Below are 23,335 nucleotides of genomic sequence, written 5' to 3' on the forward strand. Positions count from 1 at the left end.
ACAATAATTAGGAGAAGATTCATGGGTCTGTTTGATAAATTAAAATCACTGGTTTCAGAGGAAAAGAAAGGCAGTGGCACGATTGATATTGTTGCACCACTTTCAGGTGAAATCGTCAATATCGAAGATGTTCCTGATGTTGTTTTCGCTGAAAAAATCGTAGGTGACGGTATTGCTATCAAACCTGCTGGTAATAAAATTGTTGCACCAGTCGATGGTACTATCGGTAAAATTTTCGAGACTAACCATGCTTTCTCTATTGAGTCTGACAACGGTATCGAGTTATTTGTCCACTTCGGTATCGACACTGTTGAACTGAAAGGTGAAGGGTTTAAACGTATCGCTGAAGAAGGTCAGCAAGTAAAAGTTGGTGATACTATTTTAGAATTTGACTTGGCTGTATTAGAAGAAAAAGCAAAATCAGTTCTAACGCCAGTTGTCATTTCTAATATGGATGAAATTCAAGGTTTAACCAAAATGACAGGCCCAGTTACTGTTGGTGAAACCGTTATTATTCAGATTAAAAAATAATCTTCTGAGATGTTCTCTATTTAAACCGCCACCAATAATGTGGCGGTTTTTTTATATTCAAAACCCAAAAAATACTCTAACTCATTCGACGATATTATTACTCTAAATAATTCAAGGTGTAGCTAGGCGACAAGGGAATAAGTCGCTAAGAACATACATAAGTATGTGACTAGTGTGAATGAACGCAGTTAACAACTGCTACAACTTGAAGTATAACGAGTAAATACTCTAAATAATTCAAGGTATAGCTAGGCGACAAGGGAATAAGTCGCTAGGAACATACACAAGTATGTGACTAGTGTGAATGAACACCCTCAACAACGCTACAACTTGAAGTATAACGAGTAAATATTCTAAATAATTCAAGGTGTAGCTAGGCGACAAGGGAATAAGTCGCTAAGAACATACATAAGTATGTGACTAGTGTGAATGAACGCAGTTAACAACTGCTACAACTTGAAGTATAACGAGTAAATACTCTAAATAATTCAAGATGTAGCTAGGCGACAAGGGAATAAGTCGCTAGGAGCATACATAAGTATGTGACTAGTGCGAATGAACGCAGTTAACAACTGCTACAACTTGAAGTATGACGAGTAAATACTCTAAATAATTCAAGATGTAGCTAGGCGACAAGGGAATAAGTCGCTAGGAACATACACAAGTATGTGACTAGTGCGAATGAGCGCAGTCAACAACGCTACAACTTGAATTATGACGAGTAAACGCCTGTTGATAAATAACGATCCCCTCTATCACACACAATGGCCACAATCACTGCCCCTGGATTTTCTTTTGCAACGCGCAGAGCGCCAGCAACAGCGCCTCCAGAACTCACACCACAGAAGATACCCTCTTGACTTGCTAAAAGGCGCATCGTTGATTCTGCTTCGGTTTGAGACATATCAATCACACTATCCACCAGCTCTTTTTTAAAAATTCCCGGCAAATAAGCGGGCGACCAGCGACGAATACCTGGAATTTGGCTTTTTTCTTCTGGCTGAAGTCCAATAATTTGCACGCTATCAGATTGTGTTTTTAAGTAACTACCCACACCGGTGATCGTCCCCGTTGTTCCCATACTCGAAACAAAATGTGTAATACGACCTTGCGTCTGTTGCCAAATTTCGGGGCCTGTTGACAAAAAATGGGCTCTTGGATTATCTGGGTTATTAAATTGATCTAATACTTTTCCCTCTCCCTGCTGTTCCATTTGTTGTGCGAGATCTCGTGCACCTTCCATACCGACTTCACGACTCACTAAAATCAATTCTGCGCCATAAGCTTGCATTGATGCTTGACGTTCTTTACTCATATTCTCAGGCATTAACAGCTTTAAACGGTAACCTTTTACCGCTGCAATCATGGCTAAGGCAATCCCAGTATTACCACTAGTTGCCTCAATAAGCGTATCACCTGGCTTTATTTCACCACGTAATTCTGCTTGTTCAATCATAGATAATGCGGCTCTGTCTTTCACTGAACCTGCTGGGTTATTACCTTCAAGTTTAACCCAGATTTCAGCGTCTACTTCTTGCGTAAGTCGTTGTAGTTTTACTAATGGTGTATTACCAATAAATTGTTCTAACCCTGCCACAATAAGTCCCTGCTCATTTATTTGTCTGTATTAATGAAGAAATCACATTTAACTTATTAACGCAATAGCATTAACGTATTTAGATAACTTTAGGCTATTGTCAAAACCAAAACACCCATGCTTAAAAATAGGCATGGGTGATAATTAGAAAGTACAATGAGAAATATAATTACGCGGTATACGCCAACGACACGGTTTTTAAGGGAGTATCACCCGAATATAAACGGGCTTGGGCACCTCCCATATAATAGGTGTTTCCTTTTGCTGGCGTTAAAGACATCTCATTCCATACTGCCGTAATTGGCGTTTTACTCCATCCAATGGGTTGTAAAATCAATTGCCAATAATGTCCTTTAGGTGAAACCTCAATGACTTTAACCGGTAATCGACAGACACTATTTTCATGTGTACTTAATGCTATTTCCCAAGGACGTAAAAATACATCTACTTCACCTTGATAAAGCGGTGTCACCGATAATGGCAAGTGATAGCCCCCAATATGTAATTGTGCGCCATTAATCTCACCTTGTAGATGATTAACATCACCTAGAAATTCGAGTACAAAACGGCTTGAAGGTGATTGCCACACTTCTTGTGGTGTACCTACTTGTTCTATTTTTCCATTCCCCATTATCACAATGCGATCAGCCACTTCCATTGCTTCTTGTTGATCATGAGTCACAAAAACGCTAGTAAATTTAAGTTCTTCATGCAACTCACGTAACCAACGGCGTAATTCTGTTCTTACTTTTGCGTCTAAAGCGCCAAAAGGCTCATCGAGTAGTAAAATTTGAGGTTCAACAGCCAAAGCCCTTGCTAAAGCCACCCGCTGTTTTTGCCCACCCGATAATTGTGCAGGATAACGTTGAGCTAAGTGAGGCAATTGGATCATCTCCAATAGTTGGGTCACTTTTTTATGAATAGCATCTTTGCTTGGTCTTTCACGACGTGGTAATACGGTTAAGCCAAATGCAATATTCTCAAATACGGTCATATGGCGAAACAGCGCATAATGCTGAAAAACAAAACCGACTTTACGTGAACGAGCATGTAATCGACTAACATCTTGTCCTTCAAAACAGATTTTCCCTTGGGTTTGATGTTCTAATCCCGCAATAATACGTAAAAGTGTTGTTTTTCCTGATCCTGAAGGCCCTAACAATGCCACCATTTCACCTGAAGCGACATCAAGACTGACATCATGCAACACTTCGGTGCGATCAAAATATTTTGTGACGTTATTAATTTCAATACTCATATTTTGCCTCTACTTTTGTGTCAATAATGATGTCATTGCTGACGCGCTAAGTGCCATTGCAATGCACTTTTAAACATTAAGGTGAATATCGCCATCATGGCGAGTAATGCGGCGGCCGTAAAGGCACCAACGGTATTGTAATCTTGATGCAGCAATTCAACTTGTAACGGCAGCGAATAGGTTTCACCACGAATAGCACCAGATACCACTGAAACAGCCCCGAACTCACCAATGGCTCTGGCATTGGTTAATACCACACCATATAACAATGCCCAGCGAATATTCGGTAATGTCACACGCCAAAACATTTTCCATCCACTCGCTCCTAATAACACAGCGGCTTCATCTTCTTGGCTACCTTGACTCATCATCACCGGCACCAGTTCTCTAACCACAAAAGGGCAAGTGACAAACACCGTAACTAATACCATTCCCGGCCATGAGAACATAAGCTGAATATCAAACTGAGATAACCATTGCCCTGCCCATCCATTACTACCGTAAAAAAGTAAGTAGAGCAGTCCAGCGACAACAGGCGATACCGCAAAAGGAATATCAATTAGTGTCATTAATAGTTGACGTCCTGGGAAGCGGAAGCGAGTAACCAGCCATGCCATACTGACACCAAACAACATATTGACAGGTACGGTGATTAACGCGATTAATACCGTTAACCAGACAGCATGTAACATATCGCTGTCTAATAAGTTTTCAGTAAATATTTCAATACCTTTTGAAAACGCGGTCATAAAGATCCACGCTATAGGCACAACTAAAAATAAAATGGATAACACAACGCCTGTAAGGATTAATCCCCATTTTATCCAATCAATCTGGCGACGATAAATAGAGCGTTGCTGTATAATATCTGACATCAATGCCCCCTCAACCGTTGTCCAAATCGGCTTTGCAATCCATTAATTGAAAACAGTAAGACTAAAGAAACAAGTAAAATCACAGAAGCCACAGCACTAGCTGCAGGATAATCAAACTCTTGTAATCGAATAAAAATCATCAAGGAAACCACTTCTGTTTGCCATGCAATATTACCGGCAATAAAAATAACGGCACCAAACTCCCCCAAACTGCGTGTAAAAGAGAGCGCGGTTCCAGCAATTAGCGCGGGTGATAATTCAGGTAATACAACTTTACGAAATGTTTGCCAACGGCTCGCTCCTAGCGTTTCAGCGGCCTCTTCATACTCTGGGCCTAACTCTTCAAGCACTGGCTGAACCGTTCTTACTACAAAAGGTAAACTGGTAAAAGCCATCGCAACAGCGATACCAATCCATGTGTTAATTACTTTGATATCAAATTTATCTAACACAAAGCCATACCAACCTTGCGTTGAAAACAGAGTAGCGAGCGTTAATCCTGCAACCGCAGTAGGTAAAGCAAAAGGCAAGTCCATTAAACCATCAAGTAGTTGTCTACCTGGAAAACGGTAACGTGTAATGATCCACGCAAGCAACATGCCAAAAATAGCATTAAAAATACTGGCAACCGCAGCCGCAAGTAGTGTGACTTTATACGCGGCAACAATTTGGGGATGCGTTATGACGGCCCAATATTGCGCCCAGCTCATATCAGAAAGTTGCACAACCAGCGCACTCATTGGTAATAGTAAGATCAAGCAGGTATAAAACAGTGTTCCGCCTAAGCTTAATCCAAATCCCGGTAATACTCGTTTACTGGTTGTGGTAAACATTATTGACGTCCTTGCGCTAATAACTTGTCAAGCATGCCATCAGTTGTGAAATGCGTTTTCATCACGTTATTCCAGTCACCAAATATCTCTTCAACGGTAAATAAAGATGTTGCTGGAAATTGTGCTGCTTTTTGAGCCATAACAGCTTTATCATTCACGCGATAGTTAAATTGCGTGATGATCTCTTGTGCTTTAGGACTGTATAAATAATTGAGGTAAGCTTTTGCCAATGTTTCTGTGTCATTACGTTGCACATTTTTATCAATCCAAGCGACTGGAAACTCAGCTAGAATATCTACGGGTGGCACAATAACTTGATATTCATCTTCACCATATTGCTGGCGAATATTATTAACTTCGGATTCAAAACTGATCAGCACATCCCCAAGACCACGCTCAATAAAAGAGGTTGTAGCGCCACGCCCTCCTGTATCAAACACTTCAACATTTTTAAGGAACTTTTTCATTGCTTCTTGGGTTTTCTCATCATTACCATAGGCTTTTTCAAAAGCTCCCCAAGCAGCTAAATAGGTATAGCGCCCATTACCTGATGTTTTTGGATTAGGGAAAACCACTTTGACATCTTCGCGAGTTAAATCCTCCCATGTCGTAATATTTTTAGGATTACCTTTGCGCACTAAATACGCCATAGTGGAATAATAAGGTGAGCTATTATTAGGAAGACGTTGTTGCCAATCCGCAGGAATAAGCTTGCCTTTATCATGCAGAATTTGCACATCGGTCACTTGGTTATATGTCACTACATCAGCAGGTAGCCCTTGCAATATCGCAAGTGCTTGCTTAGAAGAACCCGCATGAGATTGTTTGATAGTCACTTTGTCATCAGGATGCTGTGCATCCCACTGAGTTTTAAAATCACTATTTAGCTGTGTGAATAACTCTCGCGCAATGTCATAAGAGCTATTAAGTAATTGAGCAGCCCCTGCATAACTGCTGACAACCAAAGACAATGCTGTAGTTGCTTGTAATGCAAAGGTTCTGATTGTGTTTTTCTTCATCAAAAGTACCCATCATTGTAAGTTTTATTCTAATGGTTACTTTATCGGCTTTATTTATAACAGTGTAGTTAGCTTTTGTTATTTGATATAACTGAAAGCTATTAAAATTGAGTAAAACGCAAGCTAATTAATTAAATTTACGTCAATAGGAATTAATGTGAAAAAAATTCAGACAAAAATGCCTGCGATTAAAGCAGGCATTTTATCAATAAAAAATTATTTAATGCTTGGCAATTTATAGTGCTTTTAAGACTTCATAAGATGGAGCAAAGTAATAACTTCCTGTAACAGGCTTACTCATACGTAATAAGTCATCGTGTTTACCATCTAATTCACCAAACATACTTAGTAATTGCTGTTCAATATTATATAAACGACCACAATAAGCTAAGAAATATAAACCATGTTTACCACTTGCAGTACCGTAAGGGAGGCTGTGACGTAAAATTGCTAACTCTTCGCCATCTTCTTCAATCACAACACGAGAAACATGAGATGTGACATTACGTTCTGATTCATCAAGTTCAACACTGTCTTTTTTAGTTCGACCGATCATTTTTTCTTGATCTGATTCACTAAAACGAGCCCATTTTTTTAGGTTATGCTCATAACGCTGAACTAAAACATAACTACCACCAGCATCTACACCATCATTAATCAATGCAACACCGTAGCGTTCATCATCTTGTGGGTTTTCAGTACCATCAATAAAACCACTTAAATCACGCTCTTCTATCCAACGGAAACCATGAATTTCTTCTTCAACTTTAATCACATCCCCAAAAGCTGCAATTGCCGCTTGTGCCAATGAAAAGTTCACATCATGGCGCATAGATTGAATGTGAATAAGCAGATCACGTTGTGTCGCTGGTGCTAAACCTTTACCTAATGGGCGAAAAGGTTTTAGCTCAGGAGCACTGTTTTCATCTGATAATTTTTTCCAAAGATCAGAGCCAAATGCAACAACTGCGCCTAATGACGCATCAGGAAATTGCTTTTGTAAATCAGATAATGATTGCATAAATTTCTGACATCCTTGACGCAGAAATTCTAATTCACCCACGACCATTGCTTCGATAAAAAGACCAAATTTACTATGTGCGACTAAAATGCCACTTTGTGCATGAGACATATTGCTTCCCTAATCAATAATCAAAACGCTCGGAATAATGTTAATTATATCGAATATTTTTTTCCGAAGATTTGCCTTTTAACAAATATCAGACAGTCTGATTATAAAATCTTCCATATATTATAGAGAATAGCGTGTAGGCGTTTTGTTCTGCCAAATAATTTGCGTTAACGTCCAATTTGATAAAACTTCATCCGGTGGCATCAATCCATCAGGACCATCCCATTGTCCACTAAAGACATAACTCACCGATTTAGCTTCTGTGGATTGACATAAAATTGTTCTCTGTTTTTCATCCTTAGGGCCTTTGCTGCATGCACCAAAGGCTTTTTTATAGATATCTTTAAATGGTGTACCAATAGTTGTACCCCAATCTGTCGTTGCCTTGGCATCAAAGACTTCTATTTTCTCTACTGTGCCTTTTTCTTTGCCGTAGAAAGCCACTTGAATTTTATTATCATCTAGGCCCTGAACAACGACGATAATATCATTGCCTTGCATTTCCATACCTTCACGATAATGAAAGCGACTTCCTAACTCATTCTTAATATCATTTTCTGTAATTTTTGTTGAGTTTGTAATATTACCTAATCCATTAGCGGAAACGGTTAGCGTATCATTTGAGAACCAATTCATCGGATTTAGTGCAGAAAAAGACATTCCTCCCATGGATGAACAGCCACTTAATAGCAAAACGCTTGTGCTTAAACACAAGGGTAACCAAAATTTAGGCATCATTTATTTCTCCGTTAAACTTTTTCATCACTCATTAAAATAGATATTGATGTCATTAGGCACACCTTATCTTACTCTTTACCGCACCTCAATCATCAGACTAAAACACCCACAATAAATTAGCATAACAAAGTATTACCTAATTTAACGTCGAATAATCTCATGAAAAAGAAAGCCTAGTTACGACCCTTTACATCACGGTTTGTTCCACAGAAAAAGCAATATCAGATTTTACGTATAAAATAAGGGAATAAAGTGTGGGATAAAAATAGAGAAACAGAAAAGGCAAACACAAAAGTAAGAGTAACCCTCAAAATATTGAGGGCTTATGTCATGTTAGAGATCAAAATCCTGATCGACAATTAATCGTTTAGTATAAGTTGTACTTTCTTGGTTTTGATCTTCATACAACAGCTTTTCAAACATAAAAATCGTTGCATCATTTTCTTCTGGTACAACTAATGTAATTTGTGGGCATCCTTTCGCGATCAGTTTTTTTTCTAATCGAGAGATCAATGCATTCGCAATGCCTCTGCCACGAAAGTCTGGGTGAACCCCTAAATAGTATAAAGATCCACGATGACCATCGTAGCCTCCCATTACACTCCCCACTAGTTCACCAGCCACTTCTGCAATCAGAAATAAATCAGGTGAATGGTTTATTTTTCTTTCAATATCAATTTCGGGATCGTTCTCTGGCGAAATTAAATCGCAACGTTCCCAAAGTGTAATAATTGCCTCAAAATCATCTTGGCGAAATACACGTATTTCCATGGTTTTGCCTGTTATTGTTCATACAAATCTGAATTTATTATCGCTTGTTTGGTTTATGAATCAACTTGAAAATGAGAACATAGACAATATGGAGTTCTATTTTTAATAAATATGATAAAAATTGTAGGTTATTATGAATTTACCTGATATTCATCGCGTTAAAGAATTTTTCTTATCACTACAAGATACGATTTGTCACTCTCTTGAAAACATAGACCAAAAAGCTACTTTTCAGCAAGATAATTGGGAAAGAAAAGAAGGTGGTGGTGGCCGTACTCGCATTTTAACCAATGGCGCACTTTTCGAACAAGCAGGTGTTAATTTTTCACATGTCTATGGTGAGTCACTCCCTAAATCGGCAACAGCACATCGTCCTGAATTAGCCGGACGCCGTTTCCAAGCAATGGGTGTTTCATTAGTTATTCACCCTCTTAATCCTTATATTCCTACCTCTCATGCTAATGTGCGTTTTTTTATTGCTGAAAAAGAAGGTGAAGATCCCATTTGGTGGTTTGGCGGTGGTTTTGATTTAACACCTTATTATGGATTTGAAGAAGACGTTATTCATTGGCATAAGGTTGCTAAATCTGTTTGTACCCCTTTTAGTGAAGATTATTATCCACGTTATAAAAAATGGTGTGATGATTACTTTTATATTAAACACCGCAACGAACCCCGTGGTGTCGGTGGGCTTTTCTTTGATGATTTAAATACACCAGATTTTGACCATTGTTTCGAGTTTGTTCAATGTGTCGGCCTTGGTTATATTGATGCTTACTTACCTATAGTTGAAAAACGCAAATCAATGCCTTGGGGAGAGCGTGAGCGCCAATTCCAACTCTATCGCCGTGGTCGCTATGTTGAGTTTAATTTAGTGTGGGATAGAGGAACTTTATTTGGCTTGCAAAGTGGTGGAAGAACAGAGTCTATTTTGATGTCTATGCCACCTTTGGTCCGTTTTGAATATGATTATTCGCCTGAGCCAGATACTCCAGAAGCAAAGCTATACAGTGACTTTTTGATCCAAAAAGAGTGGGTATAAAGAAAATAAATCATTAAAGGTACAGCCACACGCGACCGCCAAAATATAACGTGCTGATAATGACCTTAAACTATCAATACTTAAACGTTATATTGATGCGATAGGTAGCATGCTTACCATTGATATCACATTACTTAATGCTGAAAAAAACAACCCTGAATTTATTATAAATTCAGGGTGTTTAATTCATTTTTAACTTGTTTTGTTTAACTAACTAAAAGTCAATTAAACAAAAAGGCCAGTAATCCTGTAACTTTATTTTTATTTTCCCAGCCTTCTCCTCTCATACAGGTATTAAAATAATCCCTACGCTGCCATTCATTCGCATCTGAAGGAAAAGATGTCCCTGCCCCTGAAGTTGAAATATCTTTACCATTTATTTTCATTGGAGCAAAAGAAGGCTGACTTGAAGCCACATATCTCGCAGGATATCGTGCATTGGCTTCTTGCATACACATATTTTTAGCGATATCTAAAGGAGATGGTGTGCTGGTGTTTGCTTCCCATTTTTCAGGTGTTGCACAAGCAGAAAGCATAAAAATTGATGCAATGATAATTGTTTTTTTCAAAATAATAGCTCATTAAGACGAATAGGAATCAATTACATTTTAAATTATTATTTGAAAAATTAAATTAAGTTTTTATGAAAAACATATCATTATATGATAATTAAATTAAAAAAATTAATGAAATCAATATCAAATAAGGAGTAACACCTTGTTTAAATGATGCTTTTTTTATTCTTCAAATAACTCATCAGGGCAATCTGAAATAACATCAAAGCCTAAATAATAATATAAGTGATATTTTTTCAGATTATCTTTATTATAAATATGTATTCCCTCAGAGCTATAGCAATTCGTTATATTCACTTTGTTTTCATTAAAGGTAATTTCAACTTGCTTTAAAACACCTGTGATTTTAACTGCATTTTCTTGCTTAGGGTTATTAGGGTAAATAACAGATACTGACAACTCATCCATAAAATGTGCAAGTTGCATCGTTTTTTTATTATAAATAAATGTATAAGTTATTTTATCGTCAACAGGATCATAAACCACATTGTGCTTGTCTGAAATGGTAAAATCTTCACCTTTTAATGATAAGCAACGATCGTTGTTTTTATCTGTAAGATCATTAAAGCAAGTATAAACAGATTGCCCTGTAAGTATCGCTTTATCGGTGTATAAAAAAAGTCCATCTTCTTTATTAGAAACGAGTCCAATAGAAAAATCATCCGAACCATTGCTACTAAAAGCAACATGTTGATATCCCAAAAGAATAAAAAGAAGAATAACTCTAAGCATAGATATTTCTCAAAAATAAGAAAGGAACACCAGTTTTATAGCTGGCAGTGATAAATATTTTTATAAATAATAGAGACTAAATTATCTTAGCGATGTTAGCACGTCAATAATAGAAAGAAAGCAGCCAAAAATAATGCTTAGAGATAAAAAAAACTGAGTTCATTATAAATTGAACTCAGTTTTTATTTTGGTACTAAATTAACTTATTTTGATTTCTTCAAATGTGACATTAAACGCTTACGTTTACGCAACTGAGATTGTGTTAATTTATTTTTCTTATCCGCATAAGGGTTTTCACCCTCTTTAAATTGAATACGGATTGGCGTCCCCATAACTTGCAGAGTACGACGGAAATAGTTCATCAAATAACGCTTATAGCTATCTGGTAAATCAGTTACCTGATTACCATGAATAACTACAACAGGTGGATTATAACCACCAGCGTGTGCATATTTCATTTTTACACGGCGTCCACGAACAATTGGTGGCTGGTGATCATCTTCAGCCATCTTCATGATACGAGTGAGCATTGATGTACCTACGCGACGCGTTGCACAGACATAAGCTTCTTGAATAGATTCAAAAAGATTACCTACACCACTACCATGTAATGCAGAAATAAAGTGAACTCGCGCAAAGTCAACAAAGCCCAGTTTAAGATCAAGCATGGCTTTTACTTGTTCACGATCGTCTTGTGTCATGCCATCCCATTTATTAACAGCAATCACTAATGAACGACCCGCATTCAAGATATAACCTAGTAATGAAAGATCTTGGTCTGAGATACCTTCACGCGCATCAATAACTAACAATGCAACATTAGAATCTTCAATCGCTTGCAGCGTTTTGATAACAGAGAATTTTTCTACAGTTTCTTTCACTTTGCCGCGCTTACGAACGCCTGCTGTATCGATGATGATATATTCTTTATCATCTCGTTCCATAGGAATGTAGATACTGTCGCGGGTTGTACCGGGCATATCGTAAACAACAACACGATCTTCACCAAGCATACGATTTGTCAGCGTCGATTTACCTACATTAGGGCGACCAACAATCGCCAATTTTACAGGTAATGTAGAAGGATCGAAGTCATCTTCTTCCTCTTCTAATGCTTGTGCTTCTTGCTCAGCTTCTAATGCAGCCCAATATGCTGCATTCTCTTCTTCTTCAGTCAGCTCTTTTTCTTCTTCAACCACTTTTCCTGTAATCGGTAATAATGCTTGTTCAATTAATTGAGCCACACCACGACCATGAGAAGCCGCAATTGGGAAAATTTCACCTAAACCTAAAGAATAGAAATCAGCTAATGCTGTATCAGTATCAATACCGTCTGTTTTATTCGCAACTAGATATGTTTTTTTCTCAACACCACGAAGATGTTTGGCAATGCCTTGGTCTGCTGGCATTAAACCGGCACGTGCATCCACTAAAAAGAGTACAACGTCGGCTTCTTGAATTGCCTGTAATGATTGTGATGCCATATGGGTTTCAACACCCTCTTCAGCACCATCAATACCACCAGTATCAATAATAATAAACTCTTCGCCCTCTAACTCTGCACGACCGTATTTACGGTCACGAGTGAGGCCTGGAAAATCGGCAACTAATGCGTCTCTGGTGCGTGTTAGTCGATTAAATAACGTGGATTTACCCACGTTAGGGCGCCCTACTAAGGCAATAACGGGTATCATTTTTTGATGCCTCATAAAAATACAATCATAATTCTGATTGTATTTTACATGTAATTACTAAAAAGACGAAACGGCTCCTTTAAAGGAGCCGTAAAATAAATAGATTTGTCAGTAATTAATTACCGACTATAAAGATAAAGCTTACCGTCACGAGCTTGGATCATCAGTTTATCATTTACCGCTTGAGGACGACTTAATAAACCAGAGCTATTCACTTCGTTTTGTGCAATGAATTTACCTGTCGAAGTATCAATCCAATGGAGATAACCTTCTGCATCACCAACCACTAAATAGCCATCAAAAATAGCAGGTGCGGTTAAATTACGATGCAATAAATCTTCTTGTGTCCATAATGTCACACCATCAGATTTACGAACAGATAAAACTCGGTCATTTTGGTCAACAAGGTAAAGATTATCACCTAATAGCACCATATCATTGACTGAACCTAAATCGCGTTTCCAAAGAATTTGTCCAGAACGCATATCAAGGCTAACTAAGCTACCGTTATATGCCATTGCATATACTGTATTTTCATCAATAATAGGTGTCATATCCACATCATTTAATCGGCTAATTTCTGTTGAGCCTTTAATTTGTGAAATATTTTGTTGCCAAATCAGCTGTCCTTGAGAAAGGATAACTGCACTGACACGGCCATTATCTGCACCAATAATTGCAGCACCATAAGCGACAGCTGGCGCAGATTCACCACGAAGAGATAATGATGGGGTATCTAAATTAACTGTCCATGATATTTCGCCAGTTAATAAATCCAATCCTTGCAATAAGCCATTGCTGGTATGAATAAGCACTAATCCATCACTAACAACAGGTTTTGAAATGGCTTCCCCTGCAACATCGGTTTCCCAATCAATAGAACCATTATCAGTATTTAGCGCATAGACTTTGGCTTTTTCAGTTCCCACAAAAATACGAGTACCTGAAACAGTCAGCCCACCAGAAAGTAATGCGGATTCATTAGATGAAAGAAAACCGGTTTTAATAGAGAGATCTTGTGACCAAAGCTCTTTACCTGTTTCCAAATCTAACGCTTTAACTAAACCATGGCGATCAGCGACATAGACAACTGGGCCATCCCATGTTGGTGACAAGTGAGAATAGTATTTACCAATACCATTTCCAACTGATTTGTCCCAAACAGCTCTAGGTGTAAATTGGCTCTGCACCTCAGGTAATGGAGACATTGTCACATTATCCTGTTCACTAGAACACCCTGCCAATAAAGCAGATGCTAGTAGACCAACCAGGAGAGTTTTACGCAGTTGCATGTCTGAAGATCCCTTTAATTGGATAAATTATTGAGTTTAAGTTCAACCAGTGAGCGAATAGCACCCGCATTTTCATCTGTTAATGCGCTACGATAAGCCGTTGCTGCACCTGCATTATCGCCTTTTTTCGCTAATACATCACCACGGATATAATTTTTCATTCCATTCCATGCTTTGCCTTTCACTTGCTCTAACGAAATCAAAGCTGTATCAGTTTTATCTAATGCTAATTGTACGCGAGCTAAACGAAGATTAAGCATATCTGCAAATGCATCATTTTTTACTTTTGCAACAGCGGTTGTCAGATGACGCTCACCATTAACTAAGTCATTAGCATCAATAGCAATCTGTGCAAGTTCTAATGACGCTAATGCGCCATAAATATCATTTGTATCTGTAACAAATTTTTCGGCTAACGCAATATTTTCAGGGGTCGGTTTAGCGAGTGCTTCACTCACTGTTGCAAAAGCCCCTGCACTTTCTTGCAGGCGATTTGTTTGATGTGATTGCCAATATTTCCAACCAAACACACCACCAAAACCAATAACTGCAGCTAAAACAATGGTTAAACCGTAATTTTTTATAAACTGTTTAATTGCATCAACTTGTTCGTTTTCGGTGCTATAAACTTCCACAAGTCTCTCCTTAACCTAATAACAGAGTCAATTGCTGAGCTAGCTCATTACGAGCAACGATTGTTTGTTCTCCTGAACGCAAATCTTTCACTGCAACGGTGCCAGCATTAATTTCATCTTCGCCTAAAATCAATGCAATTTTAGCGCCTTGTTTATCGGCACGTCCTAATTGCTTTTTAAAGTTACCGTTACCGTGATTCGTCATTAGACGTAAGGTTGGTAATTGGTCACGAATTTCTTCAGCAAGCATTAATGCTGCGCTTTGGCTCTTCTCACCAAAAGAAGCAAGGTAAACATCAGCCACATTAGTGTCTGCAACAAATTCAGGGTTAACCGCTTGAACTAATAAAATCATGCGCTCCATACCCATTGCAAAACCCACCGCTGGTGTTGGATGTCCGCCAAGTTGCTTCACTAGACCATCGTAACGCCCACCGGCACAAACTGTGCCTTGTGATCCTAATGCGCTGGTAACCCACTCAAAAACAGTACGGTTATAATAATCTAAACCTCGCACTAAGCGCTGATTAACGCGGTAGGTAATACCCACAGCATCTAGTAATGCACAAAGACCATCAAAGTGCGCTCTTGATTCGTCATCAAGATAATCGAAAAGTTCAGGCGCATCATTCAATAAAGTCTGAATTTCTGGATTTTTTGAGTCTAAAACGCGTAATGGGTTAGAATACATACGACGTTTGCAGTCTTCATCTAGCTTATCTACATGCTGCTCTAAGAAAGCAACTAACGCTTCACGGTATTTAGCACGCGCTTCTAATGAACCAATCGAGTTAAGTTCTAATGTTACATGTTCTGCAATACCTAACGCTTTCCACCAGCGCGCAGTTAACATAATTAATTCCGCATCAATATCTGGGCCTTGTAGACCAAAGACTTCTGCACCTAACTGGTGGAATTGACGATAACGACCTTTTTGAGGGCGCTCATAGCGGAACATTGGCCCTAAATACCATAAACGTTGTTCTTGGTTATAAAGCAAACCATGTTCGATACCTGCACGTACACAGCCCGCAGTATTTTCTGGGCGTAACGTCAGGCTTTGCGCATCTTCACCACGATCGGTAAAAGTATACATTTCTTTTTCAACAACATCAGTGACTTCACCAATTGCTCGCTGAAATAGAGGGGTATGCTCTACGATAGGTGTTCTGATTTCACTAAAACCATAACCCGCTAAAATTTGTTTTAGCGTATTTTCGATTTTCTGCCATACACGAGTGTCAGCAGGTAGATAGTCGTTCATACCACGAATGGCTTGGATTTTTTGTGCCACTTTTCTTCTCTAATAGTTATTAGTTGATTGTTAGGCTGATTATAGAAGCGAAATCAATCAGTATTCAACGTGAAATCAATAGTAAAACTGGCTCATTGATTAATGAGCCAGTTTTTTGAGTGTTATTTATCCAATTGATTTATATTTATACGCATGCTGTCATCAAGCATTGACGCTTTAGCGCGGATCTTCGCTTCTAATAAATCAATCATATTACCATTATCAAGACGTTCTTTTTGTCTTACGCCATCTTCATAAAAACCACTGCGTGTTTTAGCACCAGTAACGCCTAAAGTTGATACCTCAGCTTCACCAGGGCCATTAACAACACAACCGATAATAGAGACATCCATTGGAGTGATAATATCTTCTAGACGTTGTTCTAATTCATTAACTGTTCCAATAACATCAAATTCTTGACGGGAACATGTCGGACACGCAATAAAGTTAATACCACGAGAACGAATACGTAATGATTTTAGAATATCAAAACCGACTTTAACCTCTTCAACAGGATCAGCCGCTAATGAAATTCTTAATGTGTCGCCAATACCTTCTGATAATAAGATCCCTAAACCAATAGCCGATTTAACTGATCCTGCTCTTGCTCCACCGGCTTCAGTGATCCCAAGATGTAAAGGTTGATCAATTTTTTTCGCTAATAAGCGATAAGAATCTACGGCAAGGAAAACATCAGAGGCTTTTACACTAACTTTAAATTGTTCAAAGTTCAGTCGATCGAGAATATCGACATGACGCATTGCTGATTCAACTAACGCTTCAGGTGTAGGCTCTCCGTATTTCTCTTGAATGTCTTTTTCAAGTGAGCCTCCGTTTACACCAATACGAATAGGAATATTATAATGGCGAGCACAGTCAACAACTTGACGAATACGCTCTTCACTACCAATATTACCTGGGTTGATACGCAAGCAATCAACGCCATATTCAGCGACTTTTAATGCAATACGATAGTCAAAATGAATATCAGCTACTAAAGGCACATTAACCTGTTGCTTAATTAATTTGAATGCTTCAGCAGCATCCATTGTAGGTACAGAAACACGAACAATATCCACCCCAACACGTTCCAGAGATTTTATCTGGCGAACAGTCGCTTCTACGTCTGTTGTTCGTGTATTCGTCATCGACTGTACAGCGATAGGTGCGCCATCGCCAACAGGAACATTACCTACATTAATTCGGGTCGATTTGCGACGAATAATAGGTGATTCTTTATGCATTGATTAATTCTCCCATGCTTCCATGCTTGCTCAAATGTGTAGTCAGATTAAGCGCTCGGTACTGTTATTTTTGCTATTTTTCCAGTAAAACGACTTAAATCAATTGATTCACCATTAAACTGTAAGCGAGTAACAGAAGGTGCGCCTATTTTTAGTTTATAAGGTTGCTCACCATCAAATTCCAAACGATCACCCGCTTTCTTAATACCATTAAATAAGATTTTATTTTGAGCATTACGAATTTCTAACCAACACTCACCATCAAACATTAACACTAATTGGTTTGCTATCTCAGGCGCTTGTGATGATGTTGATTCTTGTGTTGAATTTGCACGAGAAGTTGTTGATGTTGTTAACGGCGATACCGGTAATGGAACTGTTCTAACTTCTGTAGGTGCAGGTGTTGTCGTTTCAATTGTTGGTGACGTAGCAACATTACTCCCCTGAGTATCGACTAATGGCGATGCAGGTACTTGTAAATTATCACCTTCAGATGTTGACGTATTATCTAAGGTTGCTAATGGAGAATCTACCGTATTGGTGTTTTCTTGTGTACTATTTTGCCCTATGTCTTGTGATGCCATAGAGACTAATTCTTGTTGATCCGCCTGATGACCTTGCCACCACCAAACACCAACGAGTGCGACCATTACAATGACAATCACCCATGTGATTTTCATCAGCCAACCCTCACGTTTTTTGTGACGCTTACCTAATGAATAATTTTGTGTGGTTGTCATCCTAATTTGTTTCACCGGCGCTTGTTGGTCGATAAAACCAAGGATGTCTTTTTCAGGAACGCCAACTAATTTGGCGTAAGAACGCATATATCCGCGTAAGAAGGTTGGTGCAATATCAGAAGAAACGGAATCTGTTTCAATTTCGCGAACTGTTGATAACTTCAAACAAAGTCGATCAGCAACAGTTTGTTGTGTTAGCCCTACTTTTTCTCGTGCCTGACGTAAAAGTTGACCTGCTGTTAATTTCACTTCTTCGGTTTTGTTTTCAGTATTCATTAGCAATCTAGGCACTGTGGCTATTGGATGTTTAACATTGATGAACTCGCAAAAGCACAAAGTACTTTAGCGTATCACCGCGAATTTTTTGATATTTTATGAAAACTTTGCTGACAGACCAAATAATCTGGCGGTATATCCTCAATTAACACACTATTATTGTTTAATAGTTTTTGTTCACAAAGGAAATTACCATAAAGCCTTAATACATTAACATTTACTGGCTTCGACTTCATCGCTAATTTGTAATAATCTAACGCTTGAATAGAATTCCCTAGTAACTGCGATGTTAATGCCATTCCTAAATTAGCTTCAGGGTGATTTGGCATCACCGATAACACTTTTTGGAAATGATATTGTGCGGCTTGGTATTGCCTTTCAGCTAAGTAAGCATCACCTAATTGTAAACGTGTCAATACTGCAACACGTTCTTGATTGGCTGATGATTGACAACCTAGTGTCAATAACATCAAGCCAATAGTTATAATTACTGATGATATCCTTATCATCGTCATATTCCTTAAATATATTCATCCTTGTTCTCTCTACTTTGCAATTATGTAATACACTTCACAAAGAAAGAGATATCCAACTGTATCAGACTGCTTTTACTGAAATTAGTTCACCTTGTTGGCGTTTTTTCAGCGTACGTTTTGTGCGGTCAATAACATCACCCGCTAATTGTCCACACGCTGCATCAATATCATCACCACGCGTTTTGCGTACAATCGTTGTGAAACCATACTCCATTAATACTTTAGAGAAACGATCAATACGGCTATTAGAGCTACGTCCATATGGCGCGCCTGGGAACGGGTTCCATGGAATTAAGTTAATTTTACATGGTGTATCTTTTAAAAGCTCAGCTAATTGGTGAGCTTGTTCTGTGCTATCATTAATATGATCAAGCATGACATATTCAATAGTAACACGTCCCTGGTTCGCATTTGATTTAGCAATATAACGGCGAACACCTTCAAGAAACATTTCAATATTATATTTCTTGTTAATTGGTACGATTTCATCACGAATATCATCGGTTGGCGCATGTAATGAAATAGCTAACGCTACATCAACAGCATCACCTAATTTATCTAATGCAGGTACAACACCTGATGTAGATACAGTGACACGACGTTTAGATAAACCAAAACCAAAATCATCCATCATGATTTCAAGAGCTGGAATAACATTATTTAAATTCAGTAATGGCTCGCCCATTCCCATCATAACAACGTTAGTAATAGGACGACGCCCTGTCTCTTTTAATGAACCAATAATTTTAGCAGCACGCCACACTTGCCCAATGATTTCAGACACTTTTAGGTTACGGTTAAAACCTTGCTGTGCAGTTGAGCAGAATTTACACTCTAAAGCGCAACCGACTTGGGAGGAAACACATAACGTTGCACGATCATCTTCTGGGATATACACAGTTTCGACTTGTTGATCGCCAACTTTAATTGCCCATTTAATCGTGCCATCAGTTGAACGTTGTTCTTCAGAAACTTCAGGTGCTTTAATTTCAGCAATTTCTTTTAATTTATTGCGTAACACCTTGTTGATATCTGTCATTTGATCAAAATCGTCATAACAGTAGTGATACATCCACTTCATAATTTGGTCAGCACGGAAAGGTTTTTCGCCCATAGAGACAAAAAGCTCTCGCATCTGTTTACGATTTAAATCCAACAGATTAATTTTAGTTTTTTGATTCACAGTATTTTCTTTAGAAACAGCGACAGAAGCGCTTGGCGCTGGGGTGGTAGATTGGGTCATGACATTGCCTCGTTGTTACACTATGCGGCCTGCATTAGCATGGATGCTAATGGGATACTTATATATTTGTATAATTAAACAATAAATAAAAACGCCCTGTTAATAATCAAACAGGGCGTCGCATTGTACTGTTTTTCGCGTAGAGATGCTAATAAATTAGCGCGCGCAAACTTCGTTTTCAGTGAAGAAGTAGGCGATTTCACGAGCAGCAGAAGCTTCTGAATCTGAGCCATGTACCGCATTTTCAGTAAAGCTGTCAGCGTAATCAGCACGTAATGTGCCTGCTAATGCATTGTCTGGATTAGTTGCGCCCATCAGATCACGGTGACGTTGGATCGCATTTTCACCTTCTAACACTTGAACCATAATTGGGCCAGAAGTCATAAATTCAACTAAGCCATCAAAGAATGGACGGCCTTTGTGCTCTTCATAAAAGCCTTCAGCTTGTTCGCGAGTTAAATGCAACATTTTAGCGCCAATGATGCTAAAACCTGCACTTTCAAAACGGTGGTAGATAGCACCGATAACATTTTTTTTCACTGCGTTTGGTTTGATAATAGAAAATGTGCGCTGAATAGCCATGTCTTACCTCTAAATTATTTTATTAATGATAACTTTTGTTATCTCTTTTATCGCAAATCATGGAAAAACGAATCAAAAACCGCATTCCCTGCAAAAAATAAGGGCTCGATTATAGGAGGATAAAAATGAATTGCACAGATTGAATAGCCTTTTTTTTTAAAAAACTGTGGCAAAAAAGTTATAAATTATCGATCTAATCACATTTTTAACGTTTCCCATGCTCAAACTGAAAAATGATAATAAAAAAGAACCGTAATGAAACGCTATTAATCATCCTTTTATCTTTATTAAAAAGCGTATTTTAGTTAAAAATCACTCGTTTATCTCATCGTTTCAGTTTAACGGAATATAAAATTAACCATATCCGTTTGACCACTTAAATCAAGCACCGATAATTGGTATTTACCTTGTTTCTCTAGTAAATAAGAGAACGTTTCACCATTTTCAGTCTTCCCTATTTGTTCACCATTTAAAAACCACCATTGCATACCACTTCCACCTTGCGTAGAAACGGTTATTTCAAGATTAGTTTCACCAGGTAATGGTCTTAGTAAATCACCCGCACGAATACCCGAAATAAACAAGGGAATAATGTCCTCTTTAATTGGTGGACAAGTTTCAGAAATCAGTGGTAGTCGTTTTGCTCTATGCTCTTTTTCAGGCAACCATGCTTCTAATGCTATCGGCCATAAGGCGATATCTTTTAACTCTGCATTAGGGCAATTAGGCCCTGTGCGTTTACCTTCATTATCTAACCAAATTTTTTCGTTGATCCCCAAAATACCTTCTTGGTTATCATTTAATAAAGTTGGTGGAATGGTGTTATCTAAGATCCAACTTCGACGACTGACTCTACAATTGCTATCTTCTTTTGGTAGTGCCTTACCTGTTGGCCAACAAATGGTTGCCGCCGTTACACTACTAGGACGTAGATCTGTCGGTGGACGCTGTTTATTTTGATAGAAATAGCCTGTGAGTAAGTTATTGACTTGATTCATAATAGGTACCGCTGTTGCAAAACCAAATTGTCCTACAACCGGAGTGCCATCTGGCCTCCCCACCCAGACTCCAATGGTATAACGTGCATTTACTCCAATAGACCATGCATCACGATAGCCATAACTGGTACCAGTTTTCCAAGCCAAAGGAACAACGGGGGAAATAGTACTATCTGGACGAGGTCTGGCTTCTCCAGCCAAAATACGCCTTGTGATCCACGCAGAACCCGGTGACATTAATACCCGATTTTCGATTATCTGCTCTGGTTTAAAACGTAAAGGTGCTGTTTTTCCTTGCCTTGCCAACGCACTAAAGGCGGAAACAAGTTCATCCATACGTGTTGCTGTTCCCCCTAAAATCAGAGCTAAATTAGGTTCTGAACCATAAGGAAAGCGCATTTCAAGATGATTATGCCGCAATTTTGCTGCAAATTTCTTGGCACCATACACCTCAATAAGTTGTACTGCTGGTAGATTCAAAGAACGACTTAAGGCTTCGCTGGCACTGACTGCACCATTGAAACCAGAGTCAAAATTACCGGGGCGATAATTATCAAATCGACGAGGTACATCTTGTAAGAGTGATTCCGCATGAATAAGCCCTTCATCTAATGCAAGTGCATAAATAAAAGGTTTTAATGTTGAACCTGGCGAGCGCCATGCGCTGATCATATCAACATGACCAAAGCGCGAATTATCATTAAAATCCGCAGAGCCAACATACCCTTTCACACTCATATCCGTATGATCAACCACTAAGATGGCCAAGGATGTTTTATCGGCTAATTGATACTTCCATTGATTGGCAATATCTTCAAGTTGTCGTTGAATATTAATATCAATCGTTGTTGTAATAACAGGCTCTCGCTTTTCGTTATACATACGACGAGCAAGCAATGGTGCCAATTGTGGCGTCTGTCTTGGTGCTAATAAAACCTGTTCTTCTTTTATTTCATCAACTTTTTCTTGTGACCATATCTGATATTCTGCCAGCCTATCTAGCACTTTATCGCGAGCAGCTTGAGCTCGTTCAGGGTATCTATCAGGTCGCAAACGACTTGGTGCTTGCGGTAATACCGCCATTAATGTTGCTTCACCTGCAGACAAATCAGCGGGCGATTTACCTAAATAAGCCCAACTTGCCGCACCAATACCTTCTAAAGTACCGCCAAAAGGTGCTCTATTGAGGTAAATCTCCAAAATTTCGTCTTTTGAGTAATACCATTCTAATTGCAAGGTACGCCAAAGCTGTTTGATTTTTCCACTCAAAGTTCGAGAATGTGGATCAATCAGTCTAGCCACTTGCATTGATAATGTACTTCCCCCTGAGACAATCCTTCCTGAGCTCAAGTCTTGCCATGCGGCTCGTAATATTGCCATTGGGTTAACACCTGGGTGTTGATAAAACCAACGGTCTTCATAGGTGATAAGAGCATCTAAATATTCAGGAGAAACATCTGCAAGTTTGACATGATAACGCCACACCCCCTCTTTATCAGCAAAACGCCAAAGAGGTGTACCATCTTGTGCCGTGACAATAGTTGCTATTTGAGGTTCAGGATCAGGGAGAGGCCAAATTTTGTCTGCCATCCAGACTAAAATGGGGGTCACAAACAGAAAAATAATGATAACAGCAATAAGCCGTTTATATCCTAGTTTCATTCAATCACTCAAAGGAAAAAGCCCTTTCCGAAGAAA

At 38.6% G+C, this 23,335-nt stretch carries 22 protein-coding genes; 2 read left to right on the plus strand and 20 right to left on the minus strand.

What is annotated here, in order from left to right:
• Positions 1 to 21 precede the first annotated feature (21 nt).
• Positions 22 to 531 (plus strand): PTS glucose transporter subunit IIA, encoded by a 510-nt coding sequence (crr, locus tag GWI68_RS14765; RefSeq protein WP_036935451.1) that lies wholly within the window; start codon positions 22 to 24, stop codon positions 529 to 531.
• Between the two features lie 712 nt (positions 532 to 1,243).
• Here the strand turns inward: crr and cysM are convergent.
• The 8 genes from cysM to GWI68_RS14805 form a co-directional block, all read right to left on the minus strand.
• On the minus strand, positions 1,244 to 2,128 hold the full coding sequence (gene cysM / locus GWI68_RS14770; protein WP_109407304.1) for a cysteine synthase CysM: 885 nt from the start codon (positions 2,126 to 2,128) through the stop codon (positions 1,244 to 1,246).
• A 169-nt stretch (positions 2,129 to 2,297) separates the two neighbouring features.
• Positions 2,298 to 3,386, minus strand: coding sequence for a sulfate/thiosulfate ABC transporter ATP-binding protein CysA (cysA, locus tag GWI68_RS14775; RefSeq protein ID WP_109407305.1), 1,089 nt, complete (start codon positions 3,384 to 3,386; stop codon positions 2,298 to 2,300).
• Positions 3,387 to 3,418: 32 nt separating this feature from the next.
• Entirely contained in the window at positions 3,419 to 4,261 is an 843-nt protein-coding gene (gene cysW, locus GWI68_RS14780) for a sulfate/thiosulfate ABC transporter permease CysW (protein WP_166540770.1), read from the minus strand.
• Entirely contained in the window at positions 4,261 to 5,094 is an 834-nt protein-coding gene (cysT, locus tag GWI68_RS14785; protein ID WP_072068681.1) for a sulfate/thiosulfate ABC transporter permease CysT, read from the minus strand. Before cysT ends, cysW begins: the two co-directional genes overlap by 1 nt.
• Complete coding sequence (gene cysP / locus GWI68_RS14790; RefSeq protein WP_166540771.1) at positions 5,094 to 6,113, minus strand: thiosulfate ABC transporter substrate-binding protein CysP; 1,020 nt, start codon at positions 6,111 to 6,113, stop codon at positions 5,094 to 5,096. Before cysP ends, cysT begins: the two co-directional genes overlap by 1 nt.
• 235 nt (positions 6,114 to 6,348) lie before the next feature.
• Positions 6,349 to 7,245, minus strand: coding sequence for a Dyp-type peroxidase (locus GWI68_RS14795; RefSeq protein ID WP_166540772.1), 897 nt, complete (start codon positions 7,243 to 7,245; stop codon positions 6,349 to 6,351).
• A 120-nt stretch (positions 7,246 to 7,365) separates the two neighbouring features.
• Entirely contained in the window at positions 7,366 to 7,983 is a 618-nt protein-coding gene (locus tag GWI68_RS14800; protein WP_227335758.1) for an RpoE-regulated lipoprotein, read from the minus strand.
• Positions 7,984 to 8,316: 333 nt separating this feature from the next.
• Positions 8,317 to 8,754, minus strand: coding sequence for a GNAT family acetyltransferase (locus GWI68_RS14805; protein ID WP_166540773.1), 438 nt, complete (start codon positions 8,752 to 8,754; stop codon positions 8,317 to 8,319).
• Positions 8,755 to 8,887: 133 nt separating this feature from the next.
• Between GWI68_RS14805 and hemF the strand changes: the two genes are divergently transcribed.
• Positions 8,888 to 9,796 (plus strand): oxygen-dependent coproporphyrinogen oxidase, encoded by a 909-nt coding sequence (hemF, locus tag GWI68_RS14810; RefSeq protein ID WP_166540774.1) that lies wholly within the window; start codon positions 8,888 to 8,890, stop codon positions 9,794 to 9,796.
• Positions 9,797 to 10,017: 221 nt separating this feature from the next.
• Here the strand turns inward: hemF and GWI68_RS14815 are convergent, their stop codons facing one another.
• From GWI68_RS14815 to pbpC, 12 genes are all read right to left on the minus strand, one after another.
• Positions 10,018 to 10,365, minus strand: a complete 348-nt coding sequence (locus GWI68_RS14815; RefSeq protein ID WP_227335759.1) for a hypothetical protein — start codon at positions 10,363 to 10,365, stop codon at positions 10,018 to 10,020.
• A 168-nt stretch (positions 10,366 to 10,533) separates the two neighbouring features.
• Positions 10,534 to 11,103: a hypothetical protein gene (locus GWI68_RS14820; RefSeq protein ID WP_166540775.1), complete on the minus strand. Its 570-nt coding sequence runs from the start codon at positions 11,101 to 11,103 to the stop codon at positions 10,534 to 10,536.
• Between the two features lie 203 nt (positions 11,104 to 11,306).
• Positions 11,307 to 12,797, minus strand: coding sequence for a ribosome biogenesis GTPase Der (gene der, locus GWI68_RS14825; RefSeq protein ID WP_109407312.1), 1,491 nt, complete (start codon positions 12,795 to 12,797; stop codon positions 11,307 to 11,309).
• A gap of 119 nt (positions 12,798 to 12,916) precedes the next feature.
• The gene (gene bamB / locus GWI68_RS14830; RefSeq protein WP_166540776.1) at positions 12,917 to 14,089 is read right to left on the minus strand and encodes an outer membrane protein assembly factor BamB; all 1,173 of its coding nucleotides are present in this window, start codon (positions 14,087 to 14,089) and stop codon (positions 12,917 to 12,919) included.
• A gap of 14 nt (positions 14,090 to 14,103) precedes the next feature.
• Positions 14,104 to 14,724 (minus strand): tetratricopeptide repeat protein, encoded by a 621-nt coding sequence (locus GWI68_RS14835; RefSeq protein WP_166540777.1) that lies wholly within the window; start codon positions 14,722 to 14,724, stop codon positions 14,104 to 14,106.
• 10 nt (positions 14,725 to 14,734) lie between these two features.
• Complete coding sequence (gene hisS / locus GWI68_RS14840; protein WP_036912557.1) at positions 14,735 to 16,018, minus strand: histidine--tRNA ligase; 1,284 nt, start codon at positions 16,016 to 16,018, stop codon at positions 14,735 to 14,737.
• A gap of 122 nt (positions 16,019 to 16,140) precedes the next feature.
• Complete coding sequence (ispG, locus tag GWI68_RS14845; protein ID WP_166540778.1) at positions 16,141 to 17,262, minus strand: flavodoxin-dependent (E)-4-hydroxy-3-methylbut-2-enyl-diphosphate synthase; 1,122 nt, start codon at positions 17,260 to 17,262, stop codon at positions 16,141 to 16,143.
• A 47-nt stretch (positions 17,263 to 17,309) separates the two neighbouring features.
• A complete protein-coding gene (gene rodZ / locus GWI68_RS14850; protein ID WP_166540779.1) occupies positions 17,310 to 18,278 on the minus strand; it encodes a cytoskeleton protein RodZ in 969 nt (322 codons plus the stop codon).
• Positions 18,279 to 18,352: 74 nt separating this feature from the next.
• Positions 18,353 to 18,787 carry a hypothetical protein gene (locus tag GWI68_RS14855; RefSeq protein ID WP_166540780.1) on the minus strand — a complete coding sequence of 145 codons (435 nt, stop codon included), beginning with the start codon at positions 18,785 to 18,787 and terminating at the stop codon, positions 18,353 to 18,355.
• A gap of 88 nt (positions 18,788 to 18,875) precedes the next feature.
• The gene (locus tag GWI68_RS14860) at positions 18,876 to 20,057 is read right to left on the minus strand and encodes a bifunctional tRNA (adenosine(37)-C2)-methyltransferase TrmG/ribosomal RNA large subunit methyltransferase RlmN (RefSeq protein WP_109407318.1); all 1,182 of its coding nucleotides are present in this window, start codon (positions 20,055 to 20,057) and stop codon (positions 18,876 to 18,878) included.
• 156 nt (positions 20,058 to 20,213) lie between these two features.
• Positions 20,214 to 20,639: a nucleoside-diphosphate kinase gene (gene ndk / locus GWI68_RS14865; protein ID WP_023581630.1), complete on the minus strand. Its 426-nt coding sequence runs from the start codon at positions 20,637 to 20,639 to the stop codon at positions 20,214 to 20,216.
• 338 nt (positions 20,640 to 20,977) lie between these two features.
• On the minus strand, positions 20,978 to 23,299 hold the full coding sequence (gene pbpC, locus GWI68_RS14870; protein ID WP_166540781.1) for a peptidoglycan glycosyltransferase PbpC: 2,322 nt from the start codon (positions 23,297 to 23,299) through the stop codon (positions 20,978 to 20,980).
• Between the last annotated feature and the right edge of the window lie 36 nt (positions 23,300 to 23,335).

Origin of the sequence: Proteus sp. G2669 (assembly GCF_009915245.1) — a bacterium.
In the GTDB taxonomy this organism is placed as follows: domain Bacteria; phylum Pseudomonadota; class Gammaproteobacteria; order Enterobacterales; family Enterobacteriaceae; genus Proteus.